This is a genomic window from Nonomuraea sp. NPDC050691, from assembly GCF_040654455.1.
Lineage (GTDB): Bacteria > Actinomycetota > Actinomycetes > Streptosporangiales > Streptosporangiaceae > Nonomuraea.
In genome coordinates this window covers 1-19,258 of the sequence record NZ_JBFAIA010000153.1, presented here as the reverse complement: position 1 = coordinate 19,258, position 19,258 = coordinate 1, and the positions used below count along the sequence as shown (strand labels likewise).

Annotated in this window: 20 protein-coding genes and 1 pseudogene; 10 read left to right on the top strand and 11 right to left on the bottom strand. The window is 71.8% G+C overall.

From position 1 onward, the window contains the following. Nucleotides 1–504: toll/interleukin-1 receptor domain-containing protein (locus tag AB0H81_RS34950; RefSeq protein ID WP_358383480.1), on the bottom strand; the 504-nt coding region annotated here is incomplete at its 3' end. Between the two features lie 57 nt (nt 505–561). Between AB0H81_RS34950 and AB0H81_RS34945 the strand changes: the two genes are divergently transcribed. Both AB0H81_RS34945 and AB0H81_RS34940 read left to right on the top strand, forming a co-directional pair. Next, the gene (locus AB0H81_RS34945; protein ID WP_358383477.1) at nt 562–1,734 is read left to right on the top strand and encodes an SLC13 family permease; all 1,173 of its coding nucleotides are present in this window, start codon (nt 562–564) and stop codon (nt 1,732–1,734) included. Between the two features lie 30 nt (nt 1,735–1,764). Next, nucleotides 1,765–2,220: a hypothetical protein gene (locus tag AB0H81_RS34940; RefSeq protein WP_358383474.1), complete on the top strand. Its 456-nt coding sequence runs from the start codon at nt 1,765–1,767 to the stop codon at nt 2,218–2,220. 15 nt (nt 2,221–2,235) lie between these two features. Here AB0H81_RS34940 and AB0H81_RS34935 read toward each other — a convergent pair whose 3' ends face one another. The 6 genes from AB0H81_RS34935 to AB0H81_RS34910 all read right to left on the bottom strand — a co-directional run bounded on the left by AB0H81_RS34935 (nt 2,236) and on the right by AB0H81_RS34910 (nt 8,489). Next, entirely contained in the window at nt 2,236–3,036 is an 801-nt protein-coding gene (locus AB0H81_RS34935; protein ID WP_358383471.1) for an inositol monophosphatase, read from the bottom strand. A 9-nt stretch (nt 3,037–3,045) separates the two neighbouring features. After that, nucleotides 3,046–3,660: a hypothetical protein gene (locus tag AB0H81_RS34930; protein ID WP_358383468.1), complete on the bottom strand. Its 615-nt coding sequence runs from the start codon at nt 3,658–3,660 to the stop codon at nt 3,046–3,048. 7 nt (nt 3,661–3,667) lie between these two features. Next, nucleotides 3,668–4,714 (bottom strand): hypothetical protein, encoded by a 1,047-nt coding sequence (locus AB0H81_RS34925; protein WP_358383465.1) that lies wholly within the window; start codon nt 4,712–4,714, stop codon nt 3,668–3,670. A gap of 140 nt (nt 4,715–4,854) precedes the next feature. Then, a complete protein-coding gene (locus tag AB0H81_RS34920) occupies nt 4,855–5,628 on the bottom strand; it encodes a sporulation protein (RefSeq protein ID WP_358383462.1) in 774 nt (257 codons plus the stop codon). Nucleotides 5,629–5,664: 36 nt separating this feature from the next. Continuing rightward, complete coding sequence (locus AB0H81_RS34915; RefSeq protein ID WP_358383460.1) at nt 5,665–6,912, bottom strand: SPFH domain-containing protein; 1,248 nt, start codon at nt 6,910–6,912, stop codon at nt 5,665–5,667. Next, the gene (locus AB0H81_RS34910; RefSeq protein ID WP_358383457.1) at nt 6,909–8,489 is read right to left on the bottom strand and encodes an SPFH domain-containing protein; all 1,581 of its coding nucleotides are present in this window, start codon (nt 8,487–8,489) and stop codon (nt 6,909–6,911) included. Before AB0H81_RS34910 ends, AB0H81_RS34915 begins: the two co-directional genes overlap by 4 nt. A 149-nt stretch (nt 8,490–8,638) precedes the next feature. Here AB0H81_RS34910 and AB0H81_RS34905 point away from each other — a divergent pair. From AB0H81_RS34905 to AB0H81_RS34890, 4 genes and pseudogenes are all read left to right on the top strand, one after another. Continuing rightward, a pseudogene (locus AB0H81_RS34905) lies at nt 8,639–8,851 on the top strand (ATP-binding cassette domain-containing protein); the annotation flags it as partial. Between the two features lie 115 nt (nt 8,852–8,966). Beyond that, complete coding sequence (locus tag AB0H81_RS34900; RefSeq protein WP_358383486.1) at nt 8,967–9,200, top strand: helix-turn-helix transcriptional regulator; 234 nt, start codon at nt 8,967–8,969, stop codon at nt 9,198–9,200. 50 nt (nt 9,201–9,250) lie between these two features. Next, nucleotides 9,251–11,359 carry an excinuclease ABC subunit UvrB gene (gene uvrB / locus AB0H81_RS34895; RefSeq protein WP_358383483.1) on the top strand — a complete coding sequence of 703 codons (2,109 nt, stop codon included), beginning with the start codon at nt 9,251–9,253 and terminating at the stop codon, nt 11,357–11,359. Nucleotides 11,360–11,508: 149 nt separating this feature from the next. After that, the gene (locus AB0H81_RS34890; protein ID WP_358383454.1) at nt 11,509–12,066 is read left to right on the top strand and encodes a hypothetical protein; all 558 of its coding nucleotides are present in this window, start codon (nt 11,509–11,511) and stop codon (nt 12,064–12,066) included. A 12-nt stretch (nt 12,067–12,078) separates the two neighbouring features. On the opposite strand, the gene AB0H81_RS34885 is transcribed toward AB0H81_RS34890, so the two are convergent. Then, nucleotides 12,079–12,690 carry a hypothetical protein gene (locus tag AB0H81_RS34885; RefSeq protein ID WP_358383452.1) on the bottom strand — a complete coding sequence of 204 codons (612 nt, stop codon included), beginning with the start codon at nt 12,688–12,690 and terminating at the stop codon, nt 12,079–12,081. Between the two features lie 212 nt (nt 12,691–12,902). On the opposite strand from AB0H81_RS34885, the gene AB0H81_RS34880 reads away from it, so the two are divergent. Further along, a complete protein-coding gene (locus AB0H81_RS34880) occupies nt 12,903–13,748 on the top strand; it encodes an alpha/beta fold hydrolase (protein WP_358383448.1) in 846 nt (281 codons plus the stop codon). 166 nt (nt 13,749–13,914) lie between these two features. Here AB0H81_RS34880 and AB0H81_RS34875 read toward each other — a convergent pair whose 3' ends face one another. From AB0H81_RS34875 to AB0H81_RS34865, 3 genes are all read right to left on the bottom strand, one after another. Next, a complete protein-coding gene (locus AB0H81_RS34875) occupies nt 13,915–14,550 on the bottom strand; it encodes a DUF4126 domain-containing protein (protein WP_358383445.1) in 636 nt (211 codons plus the stop codon). 82 nt (nt 14,551–14,632) lie between these two features. Then, entirely contained in the window at nt 14,633–15,775 is a 1,143-nt protein-coding gene (locus tag AB0H81_RS34870) for a nitronate monooxygenase family protein (protein ID WP_358383442.1), read from the bottom strand. A 16-nt stretch (nt 15,776–15,791) separates the two neighbouring features. Beyond that, the gene (locus AB0H81_RS34865) at nt 15,792–16,628 is read right to left on the bottom strand and encodes an acyltransferase (protein ID WP_358383439.1); all 837 of its coding nucleotides are present in this window, start codon (nt 16,626–16,628) and stop codon (nt 15,792–15,794) included. Between the two features lie 110 nt (nt 16,629–16,738). Between AB0H81_RS34865 and AB0H81_RS34860 the strand changes: the two genes are divergently transcribed. From AB0H81_RS34860 to AB0H81_RS34850, 3 genes are all read left to right on the top strand, one after another. Then, the gene (locus tag AB0H81_RS34860) at nt 16,739–18,403 is read left to right on the top strand and encodes a CTP synthase (RefSeq protein ID WP_358383436.1); all 1,665 of its coding nucleotides are present in this window, start codon (nt 16,739–16,741) and stop codon (nt 18,401–18,403) included. After that, entirely contained in the window at nt 18,400–19,011 is a 612-nt protein-coding gene (locus AB0H81_RS34855) for an NUDIX hydrolase (protein ID WP_358383434.1), read from the top strand. Before AB0H81_RS34860 ends, AB0H81_RS34855 begins: the two co-directional genes overlap by 4 nt. Before the next feature lie 15 nt (nt 19,012–19,026). Further along, a partial coding sequence (locus AB0H81_RS34850) for a site-specific integrase (protein WP_358383431.1) occupies nt 19,027–19,258 on the top strand: 232 nt, incomplete at its 3' end.

The following is a 19,258-nucleotide window of genomic DNA, read 5'->3' as shown; positions in this document are numbered from 1 at the left end:
CGGCCCAGTCCTCGATCCCGCCGGCGTACAGGCGCACGTTCCGGTACCCGAGCCGCTCCAGCTCGGCGACGAGGGCGGGTCCGCGTTCGCAGGCGCGCCGACGCGGCCGAGCAGCCGCGCCCTCGCCTGGTCGGGGTCGGTCACGCCGAGGAGGTCGACCCAGGTGATGGTGGACAGCAGACCCTCCAGATGGACGTCCTCCAGCCGGATCGTCACCAGCTTGCGCGACGGGTCGTCGGGGTCGGCGCGCAGCGCGGCCTGCCACTCCAGGCGCCCGTAGCGGGAGGTGAGGTAGTTGCGCGACAGCACGGCGACGACGAGGTGCGCCTCGCTGACGCCGCGGTCCATGAAGTCGATGAAGTTCGTGCCGGGGACGAAGTCCCACGCCTGGATCATGGTCTTGTACCCGGCGGCTTCGAGCTCCCACGCGATCCAGGTCGCCCAGGCCGTGTCGGCGGGGGAGTAGCTGACGAAGATCTCGGTCGGCCTGCCGTCGCGTGACATCTGCTCAGTATCCCCCGCGGCGTCGGCGTTTTGGAGGCGATGTGCGATCATCGTCGGGTGTGGCGGCGTCTCGGCGTGCTCGACTGGATCAGGATCGGCCTGCTGGTGCTCGGCGTGCTGTTCGTGGCGACCGGGCTGCTGCCGCTGCGCGAGGCGGCCGAGAGCATGGACGACATCGGGCCTCTGCTGGTGTTCCTGGTGGGGATCATCGTGCTGGCCGAGCTCACCAAGGAGGCCCAGGTCTTCGACGTCATCGCGGCGCGGATGGCGGTGCTCGGCCGCGGTAACTATGCCGCCCTTTTCGTGCTCTGCACGGCTTTCGCGTCTTTTATCACGATATTTTTGAATCTCGATACGACTGCGGTGTTGCTCACCCCGGTCATGCTGGCCCTGGCCCCCAAGGCGCGCATCGCCCCGCTGCCCCTGGCCATGACCACCATCTGGCTGGCCAACACCGCGAGCCTGCTGCTGCCGGTCTCCAACCTCACCAACCTCCTCGGCATGCAGAAGATCGGCCTGAACGCCCAGGAGTTCGCCGCCCGCATGTGGGCGCCGCAGATCGCCTCCATCGCCGTGACCATGGTGTTCCTGTGGGTGTTCTACTGGCGCCGCGGGCAGCGTCGCGACCTGCGCTACACGCCGCCGATCCTGGAGCCCGTCGGCGACCGGGTGCTGTTCGCCGCCGCCTCGGTGGCCTGCGTGCTGTTCATCGTCGCGCTCCTGCTCAAGGTCGAGGTGGGCGTCGCCGCCCCCGCCGCGGCGCTGATCGTCGTGGCCGCCTACGCCGTGCGCGACCGCAAGCGGCTCACCTGGAGCCTGATCCCCTGGCAGCTGCTCATCTTCGTGACCGGCCTGTTCCTCGTGGTGCCCACCCTCAGCCGGTACGGCCTGGCCGACCTCATGAGCCGGCTGCTGGGCGACGGCCACGACCCGTACCGCACGGCCGCCGTCGGCGGCGGGCTGGCCAACACGATCAACAACCTGCCCGCCTACAAGGCCGTCGAGCAGGTCATCCCCTCCGGTGACCGGGGGCAGCTCCTCGCCCTGCTCATCGGCACCAACGTGGCCCCCGTCATCACGCCGTGGGCCTCGCTGGCCACGCTGCTGTGGTTCGAGTCGTGCCGCCGCCACGACGTGCCCGTGCCGATGCGCCGCTTCCTGGCGACCGGCGCCGGCCTCGCCGTGGTCGGCCTGCTCGCCACGGTCTGGGCGCTCGTCGTCACGTCCTGACCACCGGTCAAGATCCGCGACAATTGCGGGATGACGCAAACCAGGTGTTTCGGTCTGGTCCTTGCTGGAATGCTCGCGGTCGCCGGACTGTCCGGCTGCGGCGATGCGACCTCCGCCAGCGGCGCCCGGGAGACGACGCCCCCGCCCGCGTCCTCCTCCGGCGGCGGGCCGGTCACGCGGGCCGAGGGGGAGAAGGCCGTCCGGACCGTCAAGCTGGAGGTCCTGGGCAGGGGCAGGGCCGTCCAGCCGATCATGTACGTCGCCGAGTCCGACGGCAGCGAGACCGGCGGCATGACGCTGCCCTGGTCGAAGACCGTGAAGCTGGAGCTGACCCCGGCCGAGCAGAAGGTCGGCAGGCTGGTGTCCGTGGTGGCCGGCGGCGTGCAGACCTCCGGCGGTCAGATCGCCGAGGGCTCCTGCAGCATCAGCGTCGACGGCAAGAGGGTCGTCTCCGCCAAGGGCCTGTGCGAGTACAAGGTCAGGTAGGACGAGCCCGGGAGCTCAGCGGACCAGGTCGAGGAGGGCGGGCAGGGCGCGCGGATGGGCGGCGACGAAGCTGCGATCCTCCGGCGCGCCGTCGAAGCCCTCCTCGAACGGTCCGCCGTCCAGGGCCCTGATCTCGATGCCCGCCTCCCGCGCGATGAGCGCGCCGGCCGGCAGGTCCACCGCCTCGGCCCGGTAGCCGACGAAGCCGTCGATGTCGCCCCTGGCCAGCATCGCCCACTGCAGCAGCGGCGCCCAGAGCTGCAGCAGCCGGCGGGCGTGCCCCTCCAGCCGCGCCTTCAGCTCCCGCGCCGCGGCGTCGCCGCGCGAGACGGTGTAGCCCTGCGTCCAGGCCAGCAGCGGCCCGTGCGGCGACGGCTGGTACGGCGGGGCCAGCCGCGCCCCCGAGGAGGCGAGCGCGCCGTCACCCCGGACCGCCGACCACGTCTGCTCCGCCACCGGGTCGTGGACCACGCCCACCACCGGCCGCGCCTCCCGGCACAGGGCCAGCCCGACCACGTAGGCCGGCAGGCCGATCGCCACGTTGTTGGTGCCGTCGAGCGGGTCGACGAGCCACGTCCACTCCCCGTCGCGCGCCCCCAGCAGCCCCGACTCCTCGGAGATCACCGTGTGCGACGGGAACGCGGTCATGAGGCGCTCCAGCAGCAGCTTCTCGGAGGCGAGGTCGAGGTCGGTCACCACGTCACCGGAGCGGCCCTTGGCGCGGACCCCCAGCGCGCCGCCCGCGCCCGTCCGGATGAGCCGTCCCGCGGCCTCGGCGGCCTCGACGGCGACCGCGCGAGCGTGCTGTAGGTCCATCGGCACCCCTCAGGTCAGGTGGGCGGCTATCAGGCTGACGGCGCGGGCCGTCTCCTCGGGGTCGAGCGGTTGTCTGGCGACGTGGTGGCCGCGGCCGGCGAGCGGGCCGAGCGACAGGTCGCGGCTGCCCGGCCGGCCCCGGCCCAGGGCGACCGTGGCCGCCTCCCCGCCCTCGGGCACCACGCTGCTGTGGAAGAGACCGGCGCGCAGCGTGTAGCTGTCGCCGGGGCCGAACGCCTCGACCAGGCCCGTGGCGTGGCGCACGGTGCGGCCGGTGGGGCTGATGCGGTCGCCGCGGGCGTCGCTGACCACCTCGAACACCCGGTGCGTGGCGTCCGGGCCGGCGTCGGTCACGTTCACGTGGACGTTGCGGATCTGCCCGTACAGGACGTGGCTGAACAGGTCCCAGCTGTGGCAGTGGATCTGCGAGGTGGTGCTCTCGGCGTGGGCCAGCGCCCCGGACCACAGGTGGACGCACACGCCGTCGCCGCCCTCGCGCTCCAGAGGCAGGCAGACGAAGCCGAGCGGGTGGCGCACCGCTCGCACCTCGCCGGACAGCGCCCGCAACGTCCACTCCCTGGCCCGGCCCCCGACCAGCGCCTTGTAGACGTCGTCGTGGCTCACGCCGCGCTCACCCCGCGTACGGGTTGAGGGCGCGCAGCGCCTTGCGGGCGATGTCCACCACGTCGTGCTCGTTGTACGAGCGGGGCAGCGGCACCCCGATCTGCTCGAACAGGTCCTGGACCTCCTCGACCGTCGGCTCGTCGCTGAGCGGCACCTTCTTGTACTTCTCCAGCGGCACCCGGCGCGCCTGCTCGAAGCTGAGCCGCAGCTCGGTGTCGCAGTTCTCGTAGAAGAAGGTGCCGGCCAGGGCGGTCATCGCCCGGTTGGGGTCCTCGACCGTCATGATGAGGCGGGTCGCCGACAGGTCCCAGCGGAACGTCGTCATCGTGGCCGACAGCCCCACCCCGATGTCGAGCAGGCCGTAGCGCTGACGGTGCCAGAACGCGGCCAGGATCGTCGCGTACGACTCCTTCCTGACCCGGTCGGTCGTCCACGTCTCGCCCGTGCCGTCGGGCGCGTCGGACAGCGACCGCCGGTAGTGGGCGTACGTCTCGCACACCTCGGCGTTCGTCGGGTCGACGATCTCGATCCGCACCGTGAGGTGCCGCTTGACCCGGCGGGCCGCGGCGACGCACTCGGGCAGGGTGACGGCCCGCAGGTAGGTGCCGGTGCCGCCCCTGAAGCTCCACCGGGTGGTGTCCTTGCGCGCCTCGGCGTGGGCCTGCGCGATCTCCTGGCGGCTGCCCAGCACCCGGACGAGCTGGAGCGCGTCCAGCGCCTTGCGGGTGCCGGCGACCAGGCCGTCGATCTCGTCCAGGCGGGCAAGCCGCACGGGCAGGTCGGCGAGCGCTCCGGAGGTGATCGTCTCCTCGACGGGCGCCTGCCGGGCGCGGTCGCGCAGCAGCGCGGTGGCCACGAGCGCGAGGATCACCAGGGTGGCGGCGCTGACGAGCTGCTGCTGCACCTTGTCGCCCTTGGGGGGGGCGCCGAACATGTCGTCGGGCAGGATGCCGAGCACGCCGACGACGACGGCGAGGATCAACGCGATCGCGCCGTCGGCGTTCTGGGCCGCCCATGGCGCGACCCGGCTCCACACCGACCTGAACCGTGACATCGCTGGCCCCGCATCCGACGATCGTTCAGTCCCCGAGCGCCATGGTAACGATCGCCCCAAGAGCTTGCCACCGCGCGGGAGACACCCTCGCCGCACGCCGGAGGGAGGAGGCCGTTGCCCCCCTCCCTCCGGAGGGGGCGTCAGAACCAGCCGCGGTGCCGTGCCATCTGCTCCAGGCCGTGCTGCAGGGCCGTGTCGGCCGCTCCGGCGCCGGCGTCGTAGCGGACCGTGAAGCGGTTGTAGGCGTCGTGGCTGGAGGTGAGGAACCCGCCCCGCTTGTCGGCCTCCAGGATGACGTCCATCTGCCGCGGCCCCGCGATGAAGGTCAGCTCCAGCTCGTTGAAGTAGCGCCGCCACTGCCCGCCGGCGTGGTACTCGATCTCCTGGAAGAACGGCATCGTCGAGCCGTACAGCGTGCCCCGCTCCAGGTCGGCCTTCTTGAAGTGGAAGCCCATCCGGTCGAGGGCGCCCAGCAGGTGCTCCTGCGCCGGCAGCGGGTCCACGAACAGCGGGTCGAGGTCGCCCTTGTCCAGCGCGCCGGCCAGCGCCAGCTCGGTCTGCACGCCGAGCCGCATGCCGTGCAGCGGGTGCCCGCCGACGGAGCTGATCGGCGTCTCCCACGGGACCTGGATCTCGAACGGCTGGCTGTGCTGCGCCCCCGCGGCGAGCTGGAAGCCTCCCGCGACCTGCTGGCGCAGGAAGCTGTAGGTGGTCTTGTACTCGTTGTCGCCGCTCTCCACCTCGACCACGGCGGTCAGGTCCAGGTGGATGCCCTCGACCTTGTAGTCGGAGCCGCCGCCCCGGAAGTTCACGACGCCGCGCAGCGGGTCACCCGGGCGGACGGTGGTGCCGGACAGCACCGTGTCGACCTCGACGCCCGCGCCGAACGCGGCCATCAGCTTGCGGAACACCATGGGGTTCTCTCCTATGCGGTTCGATATCTGATCGGGTCAGCGCTGGGCGGGCGGCGCGGAGCCGTTGGGGGACGCCTGGCCCGACAGCCGGGGGAGGAACTGGGCCAGCAGCATCGTGGACAGGGCCGAGGAGTCGCCCGAGCCCTGCTGCGTGCGGACCACCAGCGGCTGCGGGGCGCTCTCGGCGAGCTTGGCGCCCACGTCGAGGCGGCGGCGGGCCAGCTCGTACTGGAGCACGGCCCGGTTGTCGCGGTAGGACTCGGCGAGCCGGCGCAGCGCCTTGGCCTCGTTCTCGGCGGCGGTCAGCTCGGCCCGGCCGCGCGCCTCGATCTCCCAGCGCACCCGCTGCGCCTCGGTCTCCTGCTCCTCCAGCATGCGCGCCACGTCCTTGCGCGCCGTGTTGTGGGCGGCCTTGACCTCGACCACGCGGGCGTCGCGGGTCTTCTTGGAACGCTCGATCTCCATGAGCAGCGTGTCGATGCGGCGCTTGCGGGTCAGCTCCCACTCGCGCTCGTAGGCCGACAGCTCCTTGGCCACCTTCTCGCGGGTGGCCAGATGCTGCTGGTACTGGTCGGGGAGCTGCACGTCGGGGATGTTCGAGCCGGTGACGCGCACGCCGTAGCGGCCGAGCTGGCGGTTGAGCGCGTCCTGCATGTCGCCCACGTCGGAGCCGCGCAGGTCGTAGGCGTGCTCGGTGTGGACGCGGCGGCTGCGCTGGCGGATGGCGTCCTGCACGGCGCTGGCCAGCACCAGGTCGAAGTTGCCCGCGCCGATGGTGCGCACGAACGCGACCGGGTCGACGATGCGGAACTTCAGGAAGAACTCGATCGACTTCAGCGGCACGTTCTCGGCGGTCGGGCAGGCCACGATGGGCGCCGAGTACGGGATCTCAGTGGAGGTGTCGACCACCGCGTCCACCCGGTCCCACGGCAGCCACAGGTAGTGCCGTCCGGGCGGCAGCGTGCCGGTGATCGCGCCCCAGCGGCTGCGCACGCCCGTCGTGCCCTCCTCGATCTCGATGATCGCCTTGCGCCACATGAGCACGGCGGCGATCAGGATCAGCAGCACCGCGGCCAGCGCCGGCAGGGCCTTCAGGTCGGTCACCACCGCCATCCCGGCGAAGTACACCGCCAGGAACACCAGCGTCATCCAGGCGAACCCGCGCCGGTCCTTGGGGATCACGACGGGCACGAGCTGCCCCTGCTCGCCGCCGCGCAGGAGCTGGCGGATGTCCGACCAGGACGCCAGCGACTCCTTGATCTTCGAGAACTCGCGGCCGCTCATCGGGCCTCACCCTCCGTCATCGCGTCCAGTCCGGTCACCGCGTCGGCCGGCCCGCCGGGCTCGACCGCCACCGCGGACCGGCCGAGCAGGGTGGCGATCTCCGCCTCGCGGGCGCGCACGCGCTCCCCGATCTCCGTCAGCCTGCCCCGGATCGCCGCCATGTCCTCGGCCGAGAACAGCGCCGCCCCCCGGCCGCCGACGAGCTGCTGGGCGAGCTCCAGGAAGTCGATGTCGGTCTGCTCGCCGACCTGCACGACCTGGGGCAGCCGCGACGAGACCGACTCCAGCTTGTCCAGCAGGTCCTGCTGGAAGCGGTAGTCGAGGATCTCCGGGGCCTCGGCCGCGCTCAGCGCCCGGATGTCGAGGGCCTGCGCCTCCAGCAGCGCCGAGTTGGCGTTGGCCGTGGACTCCGCCTCGACCAGCCGCTGCCTGGCCTGCGCCTTGGCCTGGTGGGAGGCGCGTTCGAGGGCGGTGTCCATGCGGGCCTGGTAGCCGGCGATCTCCGCCTGGATGGCGCTGAGCGTCTCCTGGAGCCCGGCCAGCTCCTTGATCAGGTCGCCCTCGTTCTGCTCCTTGCGCAGCTGGAGCTCGTACTCGTAGGTGTAGGCCTCCTTGGCTACGCGCACCATCTCGGGCGCCGCGAGGTCCATCCGGTACTCCTGGCTGGACGGCTCGGCGTGGGTGATGTTGACGTCGGTGAGCCGGACGGCCGGCAGGAACTGCTGGTTGAGGCTCTCCAGCATGCCGAGCGTGCTCTCGCCCACCAGGTCGTAGATCTCCTCGGCGCGCTGGGCGTAGATGAGGGAGCGGGTGACCTCGCTGATGGCGTTCTGCAGCTTGGACTGGAAGCCGCTGACCGAGCCGAGCACGAAGATGAACTCCGCCGGGTTCTCGATCCTGAACTGGAGGAACAGGTCCACGCTGGCCTTGACGCCCTGCTGGGTGGGCGCCTCGCGGATGGGGGCGTTGAAGGGGTACTCGCGGGTGGTGTTGACGATGTAGCTGACCCGCTTCCAGGGGTTGAGCAGGGTGACGCGTCCCGGGTCGGCGATCTGCACGAGCTTGCCGAACTTGGTGATCAGCGCCTTGCAGCCCTCGGGCACCATGACGACGCTGCGCCGCCACCACAGGAACGCCGCGGCCAGCACGAGCACGACCCAGTAGTGGGGACCGAAGATCAGCTCGGTGCGGGGGATGACGTTGCCCAGGGCGCCGATCAGGCCGAGCGCCACGAGGATGCCCAGCGGCACGACGACCTTGGCGGTGCTGCCCTTGGGGATCACCACGGGCGATATGACGTGCATGCCGTTCTCGGCGAAGCTGCGGTTGACGATCTCGCCGGCCTCGTTCAGCGACGCGGATCTCGCCTCGATGAGCGTGCCCACCGACCCGCCGCCGTCACGGGCGGCGGCGAAGTCGCGGGGGTCGAGGGCGAACCCGTGCTGGCCGGCCTGACCCGCCTGGCTCATCAGCTGGCCCGCCACCTGACCGGCGGCCTGCCGGAAGTCGCCCCCTTGCATGACGGCCTGGGCGACGCCCTGGCCCGCTTGGATGAGCGCCTCTCTGGGTCGTGACATAGCACCTTCCTTTTCCGCTACAGGCGGTTTCGACCGTATCGGGTGGGACTTGCTATTCGCTTGCAGTGCAGCGTCACAGGTCTATTGCGCTCGATAGCAGGAGTGCGATGAAAGTAGTACAACTACTATAGGGAGGGTCGATGGGCACGATGAGCGAGCTCGACAACCGCGTTCACCCGCCCGATGGGGCCGCGGCGATCGAGGCCGAGGGCCTGCGCATCGCCTACGGCCCGGTGGAGGTGTTACGCCGGGTCGCCTTCACCGTGGCGCGCGGCGAGGTGGTGGCGCTGCTCGGTCCCAACGGCGCCGGCAAGAGCACGACGATCGAGATCCTGGAGGGCTGCCGGCCTGGTCGATCGGCGGCCTGCTGCTCGCGCCACCCGTCCTGCGGCGGACGGCCAGGCGCGAGGCCGGCTCGGCCGTGCAGGCGCGCCGCGACAGGGTCCTCCAGCGCGTCACCTGACAAGATGGGGCCCGATGAGCGAGACCGTCTACAACCGCATCGCGCTGCTGCGCGCCGAGCGCGGCGTCACCCGGCGCCAGCTCTCCGACGCCCTGGGAGTCCACTACCAGACGGTCGGCTACCTGGAGCGCGGCGAGTACAGTCCCAGCCTCCACCTGGCGTTGCGCATCGCCGAGTACTTCGACGTGCCGGTCGAGATCGTCTTCTCCACGACCCCGTTCCCGCGGATCGGCGAGCGCTCCGCCTGAGGGGGCCACCGGTGGGCGGTTCTGTCGGTGGCGAGACCTACAGTGGCAGCATGCGACCGGTCACTGATTTGCAGCGGAAGGTGGCGCCCTTCGAGGTCGTCACCGAGATGACTCCTTCCGGCGACCAGCCGACGGCCATCGCCGAGCTGGAGCGCCGCGTCACGGCCGGGGCCAAGGACAGCGTCCTGCTGGGCGCCACGGGCACGGGCAAGACCGCCAGCATCGCGTGGCTGATCGAGCGGCTGCAGCGCCCCGCGCTCATCATGCAGCCCAACAAGACGCTGGCCGCCCAGTTCGCCAACGAGCTGCGCGAGATGCTGCCCAACAACGCCGTCGAGTACTTCGTGTCGTACTACGACTACTACCAGCCCGAGGCGTACGTCCCGCAGAGCGACACCTACATCGAGAAGGACTCCTCGATCAACGACGAGGTCGAGCGGCTGCGCCACTCGGCCACCAACTCGCTGCTCACCCGCCGCGACACCATCGTCGTCGCCTCGGTGTCCTGCATCTACGGCCTGGGCACCCCGCAGGAGTACGTCGACCGCATGACCCGGCTGCGCGTCGGCATGGACATCGACCGCGACCGGCTGCTGCGCCGCCTCGTCGACATGCAGTACACCCGCAACGACCTCGCCTTCACCCGGGGCACCTTCCGGGTGCGCGGCGACACGATCGAGATCATCCCGAAGTACGAGGAGCTCGCCGTCCGCATCGAGATGTTCGGCGACGAGATCGAGAAGCTGTCCACCATGCACCCGCTGACCGGCGAGGTCATCACGGAGGACGAGGAGCTCTACATCTTCCCCGCCTCCCACTACGTCGCGGGCGAGGAGCGGATGGCGGCGGCCGTGCGCGGCATCGAGGCCGAGCTCGCCGACCGGCTCGCCGAGCTGGAGCGCCAGGGCAAGCTGCTGGAGGCGCAGCGGCTGCGCATGCGCACCACGTACGACATCGAGATGATGCGGCAGATCGGCACCTGCTCCGGCATCGAGAACTACTCGCGGCACATGGACGGCCGCGAGCCCGGCAGCGCCCCCAACACGCTGATCGACTACTTCCCCGAGGACTTCCTGCTCGTCCTCGACGAGTCGCACCAGACGGTGCCGCAGATCGGCGCCATGTACGAGGGCGACGCCTCCCGCAAGCGCACCCTGGTCGAGCACGGCTTCCGGCTGCCGTCCGCGCTCGACAACCGGCCGCTGAAGTGGGAGGAGTTCCTGGAGCGCATCGGCCAGACCGTCTACCTGTCGGCCACACCCGGTCCGTACGAGCTGGGCCGGGTCAAGGGCGACGTCGTCGAGCAGGTCATCCGCCCCACCGGCCTGGTCGACCCCGAGGTGGTCGTCAAGCCCACCAAGGGGCAGATCGACGACCTGGTCCACGAGATCCGCGAGCGGGCCGAGCGCGACGAGCGCGTCCTGGTCACCACGCTGACCAAGAAGATGGCCGAGGACCTCACCGACTACCTCCTGGAGCTCGGCATCCGGGTGCGCTACCTGCACAGCGAGGTCGACACGCTGCGCCGCATCGAGCTGCTGCGCGAGCTGCGCACCGGCGAGTTCGACGTGCTCGTCGGCATCAACCTCCTGCGCGAGGGCCTCGACCTGCCCGAGGTGTCGCTGGTGGCCATCCTCGACGCCGACAAGGAGGGCTTCCTGCGCTCGGAGACCTCACTCATCCAGACGATCGGCCGCGCGGCCCGCAACGTCTCGGGCCAGGTCCACATGTACGCCGACAAGATCACACCGTCGATGGAGCGGGCCATCGACGAGACCAACCGGCGCCGGGCCAAGCAGGTCGCCTACAACGAGGCCAACGGCATCGACCCGCAGCCGCTGCGCAAGAAGATCGCCGACATCCTCGACTCGCTCCAGCGCGAGGACGCCGACACCCAGCAGCTCATGGGCGGCGGGCGGCAGCAGTCGCGCGGCAAGGCGCCGGTGCCCGGCTTCGCCGCCAAGCAGGCCGGCCAGCACGCCAAGGCCATCGCGGGGGAGATGCCGCGGGCGCAGATGGAGTCGCTGATCGAGTCACTGACGGAGCAGATGCACCAGGCGGCCGCCGACCTGCAGTTCGAGGTGGCGGCCCGGCTTCGCGACGAGATCAAGGAGCTCAAGCGGGAGCTGCGCGACATGAAGGAGGCCGGGATCAGCTGACGGTCCGGGCGTTCGTTCGTGCGGGTCCGGCGGGTCGGTCCGGGCGTCCGTTCGTGCGCACCGGCGTGGCCCGCGCGATCACCGAGCCGCGGCGGCGGGGAGCGGATAATCAGATGATCCCCGCGCGGGCGCCCCGGTACGGTGCCCGCATGCGGAGATGTGAGGAGTGCGCCCATTGGGAGCCCGCCGGGGCGCCCGGTTGCGCCCGTTGCGCGCGGCTGGTGGACGAGGTCGTGGCGGAGGGCTGGCGGGCGTACATGGAGCGGGAGTTCCCGGGGGCGGGGCCGGAGGAGGAGCGGGCGGTCGCCGAGCTGGTCACCGACGAGCCCGACCGGCACCAGTGGCGGGTCGTGGACGCCGCCTACGACCGGCTGACCTGCGGTGAGTGCGGCGGCAGGCTGAGCCGTGGCCCGGTCGGCTGCGGCCCCTGCGACCTGGCCCACGGCTTCCGCTTCGCCGCGGTGGAGACGGACCGGCCGGACGTGCCGCCGGGCAACGAGCACGCGCTGCGGGTCAACGTGTCGGTGGTGCGCCGGCCGGACTCGGTCTCGGAGGCGGAGCTGCTGCTGCGCCGGCTGGCGCTGCCGGTGCTGCTGGCGGGCCGCCTGCCCACGACCGCCCAGGCGCAGGCCACGCGGGCGCTGTACAACGAGGGCGCGAGCATGGAACGCATCGTCGCGGCCGTCTACGGCGAGTGGGACAACTAGCCCAGGCGGTCGTCAGGAGAGGTCTTTGCGCTGCTCCATGGTGCGGCGGTAGAGATGGTCGATCTCGTCCAGCGGGTCGGGGACGGCGGTCGTCCGCCGCGCCTCGATCTCCAGGTCCGTGCGGGCGTGCAGGTCGTCGATGCCGGCCGAGGCGTGCTGGACCTGGTGGCCGAGCAGGTCGGCGCGGATGCGCGCGCACATCGCCGTCAGCTTGGCCTGGTGCTCGCGGAGCTTGCCGAGCGTGGCGTGGTCGATGTACGCGGACACGCGCAGCTGCTGGGCGTACATGCCGAGCTGCGTGTCGTGGACGTCGGCCTGCCGTGACAGCTCGTCGAGGAGCTGCGGCAGGTCGCCGAGCCCCCATCCCTGCTGCTGCGCCCCTTGCACCGCCTGCCGGGTCAGCGAGACCTCGCGCCGCAGGTCGAGCCGGAGCCGCTCGACCTCGGCCGCCTCGCCGGGGCCCATGGCGTTGACGTGGGTGGTCAGCCGGGTGGTGGCCTGCTTCGCCTTGACCGCGGCCTTGCGCCCCACCTTGACCAGCACGTACACGCCGGCCCCGGTCAGCAGCAGGAGGAAGGCCAGGATCGCCAGCACGATGAAGAGGACCTCGCCGATTGCCCCCACCTCCGGGTTCGCCGTTATGCCTCCGAGGATAGTGCGCCGGAGACGCGCGCGTGGCGGGGGTGGACGGGCAGGCCCGGGCCGGGGCGCGCGCCCCGGGATACCAAGCAAGCTCTTGATCAGGCGGCTCGGGCTGTGGTTCAGTCCTCGTAGCCCGGTGGCCCGAGGGGCGTGACGCGTGGCCGGCGGGAGAGCGGACGCGAGGAGGCGAGCCGGTGCCGTACACGACGGTCGAGACGGACCAGGGCGCGGTCAGGCTGTTCCACACCGACGACGGGGCCGGTGAGGGGCCGCCTCTGCTGCTGGTGCACGGCTGGGGAGCCGACTCCCACCAGTGGTCCTGGCACATCGACGCGCTCGCCGCCGAGCACCGGGTGATCGCGGTGGACCTGCGCGGCCACGGCTACTCGTCGGTCCCCGCCGAGGGCAACACCCCGCACGCCATGGCCGCGGACCTCGTCGCGCTGCTGGACGCGCTGGGCGTGCCCGAGGTGTTCGCCGTCGGGCACTCCATGGGCGGCCAGATCGTCTCCATCCTCGCCGTCGAGCACCCGGACCGGGTCGCCGGCGTCGTAGCCGTCGATCCCGGGTACGGCATCGGGCCGGAGATCGCGCGCGGCTTCTCCCGGACGATCGAGGGGCTGCGCGGCGAGCGGGCGACCGAGGTTGCCGTGCGGCTCGACCAGTGGTGCACGAACGCCGCCACACCCGCCGTCATCCGCCGCTGGCACCGGCGCAGGCTGTACGGGATGCCCGCGCACGTGCTGGCGCAGGCGTTCGAGGCGATGTTCGCGCTGCCCGGCTCGATGGGCGTCAGGCCCGCCAGCGACGACTACCTGATCCGCCGCCGCTGCCCGGTGCTGTCGATCTGGGCCGACCCGGCGCGGGCGGTCTGGGAGGCGGGGCTGCTCAAGCATCCCGGGTCGAAGGTCGTGTGCTGGGAGGGCTCCAGCCACCGGCTGCACGAGGAGCGGCCCGCGGAGTTCGTGGAGGTCGTGAGCGGCTGGGTGCGGGAGATCCTCGCCGACCATCTGACGCCGCCGCGGGCGGGGGAGCCGTGACCGGGTGAAGCCGCACGGGGATCGTGTGGGCGCTGAGGCGGGGGCCACGGAGCGCCCACACGGGTCTTCCCGTCACTTACGCACGGCGATCGTACGGCCGGGCGGACGGGCGGGGCGTCATCCTCGCGGTGGACCCTCCGTCACCCGAGGGGGTGACGGGGGCCCCTCAGGGCGAAACCGGTCCGGACGGTGACGTGAGCCCCGCGGACGACGCCCGGGCGGCCCTGCGGCGGGCCCGTACGCGCCGGGCCTTGCGGATGCCCCACCACGCGAACAGCGCGAACAGCAGCACCCCGATGATCACCAGGACCGGCGCGAACACTGCGGCCAGGCTCATGCCGAGCGACCCCGCGTCCTCGACCGTGCTGACCACGGGGGCGCCCACCCCGGCCGTGCCCGCGTTGATCACCGGGCGGGCGGCCGCCTTCAGGGCGTGCACGGCCAGGGCCAGCACGATGCCGAGCACCCATCCGACCCACGGGTTCTCGGCCATCCACGTGGAGTGGTCCAGCTCGGCCGCGGCGCTCGTGGCGCTGAAGACCACACCGCCGGACGCGGGACGCACCACGGTCTGGATCATGTCGTTCACCGAGTCGACGGCCGGCACCTTGTCGAGCACCATCTCCGCGACGAGGAGCACCGCGATGACGGCGAGCACGCCCCAGTTGGACAGCCAGGAGTAGCCGTCGGGCAGCTTCACCGCGTCGGTGAGGTTGGCGAGCACCCCCACCACGAGCAGCGGGATGTAGGCGTTGAGCCCGGCGGCCGTGGACAATCCGAGCCCCGTCAGAGCAGCGAGCATGGCTCCAGTCTGCCCTGCGCGCGCCCGCCCCGCGTTCCGGAAGGGAGCGGGAGCGCGAGGCAGGCCCAGGACCGAGGTGGACTCAGCCGGACAGCCGCCCGAGCCGCTCCACCGCGTCGGCGAACTCGCTCACCATCGCGTACACCACCTCCCGCGCCGGCCGGACCTGGTCGAGCTGGCCCACGACCTGGCCGACGAAATAGTTGGCCAGCTCCAGCGCTCCGGGCTCGCCCCGTTCGGCCGCCGCGCCGATGCGGGCCATCGCCGACTCCGCGACGAGGAGCTGGAGCGGCATGCCCAGCGGCCCCGGGCTCTCCTGGCCGGAGTCCCACTCCTCGGTCCACGCCGATCTGAGCTGGCGGGCCGGCTTGCCGGTGCGCGAGCGCGAGCGGACCGTGTCGAGCGACGAGGCGGCCAGCATCTTGCGCTTGACGGCCGGAGCGGTCTCCGCCTCCTCGGTGGTCAGCCAGACCGAGCCGCACCACACGCCCTCGGCGCCCAGCGCCATGGCGGCGGCCATCTGCCGGCCGGAGGCGATCCCGCCGGCCGCCAGCACCGGCACCGGCCCGACCGCGTCCACGACCTGCGGCACCAGCACCATCGTGGAGATCTCGCCCGTGTGCCCGCCGGCCTCGGTGCCCTGCGCCACGATGACGTCCGCGCCCGCCTCCACCTGCCTGCGCGCGTGCTCGACGGTGCCGACCAGCGCCGCGACCGGCACTCCGGCCTCACGGGCCCGGGCGACCAGCTCGGGTGGCGGCGGGCCGAGCGCGCTGGCGACCAGGCCGACGGGGTGCTTCAGCGCCACGTCGATCAGCCCGGCCGCGCCCGCCGCGGTGACCCGCCGGCCGAGCTCGTCCGCCGACCCGATCGCGGGCCCGCCGAGGGGACCGCCCGCCCCGGCCCCGCCCACGCCGTACTTGGATATGAGGTGCGCGACGAAGTCGCGGTGCCGCTCGGGGACGGCGTCGGCCAGGCGCGCCTCACGGTCGAGCGCCTGCGCGTCGACCTTGCCGGGCAGCAGCACGTCCACCCCGTACGGCCGGCCGCCCACCCGCTCGTCGAGCCAGGTGAGTTCGGTGTCGAGCTGCTCGGGCGTGTACGCGATGGCGCCGAGCACGCCGAAACCGCCGGCGTTGGTCACGGCGGCCACGACGTCGCGGCAATGGCTGAAGGCGAACAGCGGGAACTCGACGCCCAGACGCTCGCAGATGGCGGTGCGCATGGACCGACGCTAACCGTCAGAACGATGTTCGGTCCAGCCCCGGACGATCCACGCCCGCGCCGTCCGCCCTCGCGAGGTCCGCTCCCGCGCCGTCCGCCCTCGCGAGGTCCGCTCCCGTGCCGTCCTCCTTCGCCAGGTCCACCTCCGCCCCTTCTATCCTCGCCAGATCCGCTCCCGTGCCGTCCGCCTCAGCGCCGTCCGCCTCAGCGCCGTCCGGCTCGGGGCGGTCGCCCGGCGCGTGCCAGCCCAGCTCCGGGTCGTACGCGCGCACCAGCCGCGCCGGCACCCCCGCCACCACGCTGTGGTCCGGGAACTCGCCCCGCACCACCGCGCCCCCGGCCACCACGCAGTGCCGGCCGAGCCGCGTGCCGGGCAGGATGATCGCCCCGGCCCCCAGCCACGAGCCCGCGCCGATCGCGACCGGACTGTTGCGCGGCCACTGCCGCCCGATCGGCACGCCGGGGTCGTCGTAGACGTGGTTCTGGTCGGTGATGTAGACGTACGGGCCGGTGAAGACGTCGTCGCCGATGTCGATCGACTGGTGGGCCACGATGTGCGAGCCGCGGCCGATCGAGCAGCCGCCGCCGATCCGCAGGATCGAGCCCGGCCCCAGCTCCACGCCCGGCATCATGCCGCACGACAGCGACACCCGCTCGCCGACGAGCGTGTGCTCGCCGATCTCGATCCACCGCTCACCGAAGATCGCCCCTGGCGGGAAAGCGATCTTGGTTCCCTCCCCGAGCCTGCGGAACGAGTGCCCCGCGGGACTCGCCGGCGTGATGGCCCCGGCTTCGCGGATCGCGGTGTAGGCACGGTGGATGAGCGTGCCCAGAGCCCGCCGTACGCATGACATAGCGCCCAAAGTTACCGCTAGGTCATACCGTTCGGGCATGTCGGGGACGTTGTTTGATATCCTGAGAGCCCGTGGACAGTTCGACCACGCCTCGAGCCACGGGAGCCCCTTTGCGCAGCGCATCGCAAACCAAGCATCTGTTCGTCACCGGCGGTGTCGCCTCAAGTCTCGGCAAGGGGCTCACGGCATCCAGCCTCGGCCGCCTGCTCAAGGGGCGCGGTCTCCGGGTCACCATGCAGAAGCTCGACCCCTACCTCAACGTCGACCCCGGCACCATGAACCCGTTCCAGCACGGCGAGGTCTTCGTCACCGACGACGGCGCCGAGACCGATCTCGACGTCGGCCACTACGAGCGGTTCCTCGACACCGACCTGCACGGCTCGGCCAACGTGACCACCGGCCAGGTCTACTCCAACGTCATCGCCAAGGAGCGGCGCGGCGAGTACCTCGGCGACACCGTCCAGGTCATCCCGCACATCACCAACGAGATCAAGGACCGCATCCGGGGCATGGCCGGTCCGGACGTCGACGTGGTCATCACCGAGGTGGGCGGCACGGTCGGCGACATCGAGTCGCTGCCGTTCCTGGAGGCGGTACGCCAGATCCGCCACGAGGTCGGCCGCGACAACGTGTTCTTCCTGCACGTGTCGCTGCTGCCCTACATCGGCCCCTCCGGCGAGCTCAAGACCAAGCCCACCCAGCACAGCGTGGCCGCGCTGCGCAGCATCGGCATCCAGCCCGACGCGATCGTGCTGCGCTCCGACCGTCCCGTGCAGGCGGCGATCAAGCGCAAGATCAGCCTCATGTGCGACGTGGACGAGGACGCCGTCGTCTCCGCCGTCGACGCGGCCTCCATCTACGACATCCCCAAGGTGCTCCACGCCGAGGGCCTCGACGCGTACGTGGTGCGCCGGCTCGGCCTGCCGTTCCGCGATGTCGACTGGAAGGAGTGGGACCAGCTCCTGCGGCGCGTCCACCGCCCCGCCAAGGAGGTCACGATCGCGCTGGTCGGCAAGTACATCGACCTGCCCGACGCGTACCTGTCGGTCACCGAGGCGCTGCGCGCCGGCGGGTTCTCCAACGACGCCCGCGTCAACATCCGCTGGGTCAAGAGCGACGACTGCGAGACCGCCGACGGCGCCGCGCGCGAGCTCGACGGCGTCGACGGCGTGCTCATCCCCGGCGGGTTCGGCGTGCGCGGCATCGAGGGCAAGATCGGCGCCATCCGTCACGCCCGCGAGAACAAGGTTCCGCTGCTCGGCATCTGCCTCGGCATGCAGGGCATGGTCATCGAGGCCGCGCGCCACCTCGCGGGCATCGCCGAGGCCAACTCCGCCGAGTTCGACCCCGAGACCAAGCACGCGGTCATCTCCACGATGGCCGACCAGGAGGACGTCGTCGCCGGCGAGCGCGACATGGGCGGCACCATGCGGCTCGGCAGCTACACCGCCAAGCTCGGCGAGGGCACGCTGGCCCGTCAGCTCTACGGCGGCAAGGCCAAGGCCGACGAGCGCCACCGCCACCGCTACGAGGTCAACAACGCCTACCGCGAGCGGCTGGAGAAGGTCGGGCTGGTGTTCTCCGGGCTGTCGCCCGACGGCCGCCTGGTCGAGTACACCGAGCTGCCCGCCGACGTCCACCCGTTCTTCATCGGCACCCAGGCCCACCCCGAGTTCCGCTCCCGGCCGACGCGCGCCAACCCGATGTTCAAGGGCCTGATCGGCGCCGCGCTCGTCTACGCCGACAGCCGCGTGACCTCCAAGGTCGCCAAGTGAGGGTGGAGGACGCGCCCGAGGCGTGGGGCGTCGTCTCCTCCGCCGAGCGCTTCAAGGGCCGGGTGTTCGAGGTCGTCACCGACACTGTCCGGATGCCCGGCGACACGGTGGCCGACCGCGACTACGTCCGGCACGTCGGGGCCGTCGCGGTGGTCGCCCTCGACGAGGACGACCGCGTGCTGATGATCCGCCAGTACCGCCACCCGCCGCGCCGGCTGCTGTGGGAGCTGCCCGCCGGCCTGCGCGACGTGGAGGGCGAGCCGCTCGCCGAGACCGCCGCGCGGGAGCTGGCCGAGGAGGCCGGCCACCGCGCCGCGACCTGGCACACGCTGGTCGACCTGCTCACCTCGCCCGGCATGACCGACGAGCGCATCCGCGTCTTCCTCGCCCGCGGCCTGACGCCGATCCCCGAGGAGGAGAACGGCTTCGTCCCGGAGCACGAGGAGATCGGCATGGCGGTCGAGTGGGTGCCGCTGGCCGACGCCGTCGAGCACGCGCTCATGGGAATGATCCACAATTCCCCGGCCGTGGCCGGTATCCTCGCCGCGTACGCGGCATCGGTCGAGGGCTTCACCGGTTTGCGCCCCGCCGACGCCCCTGAGGCGTGACGGGAGGACCGAGTCGTGGAGGCGGTGCTCTCCAGCTACCTCGCCCATCTGGCGGTGGAGCGGGGTCTGGCTGCCAACACGCTGGCGTCCTACCGCCGTGACCTGAGCCGCTACGTCGAGCACCTGCGCTCGCGCGGGCGCGCCACGCTCGGCGAGGTGGCCGAGGACGACGTCCTCGGCTTCCTCGCCGCGCTGCGTGAGGGCGACGGCGAGCACCCCGCCCTCGCGGCCAGCTCGGCCGCGCGGG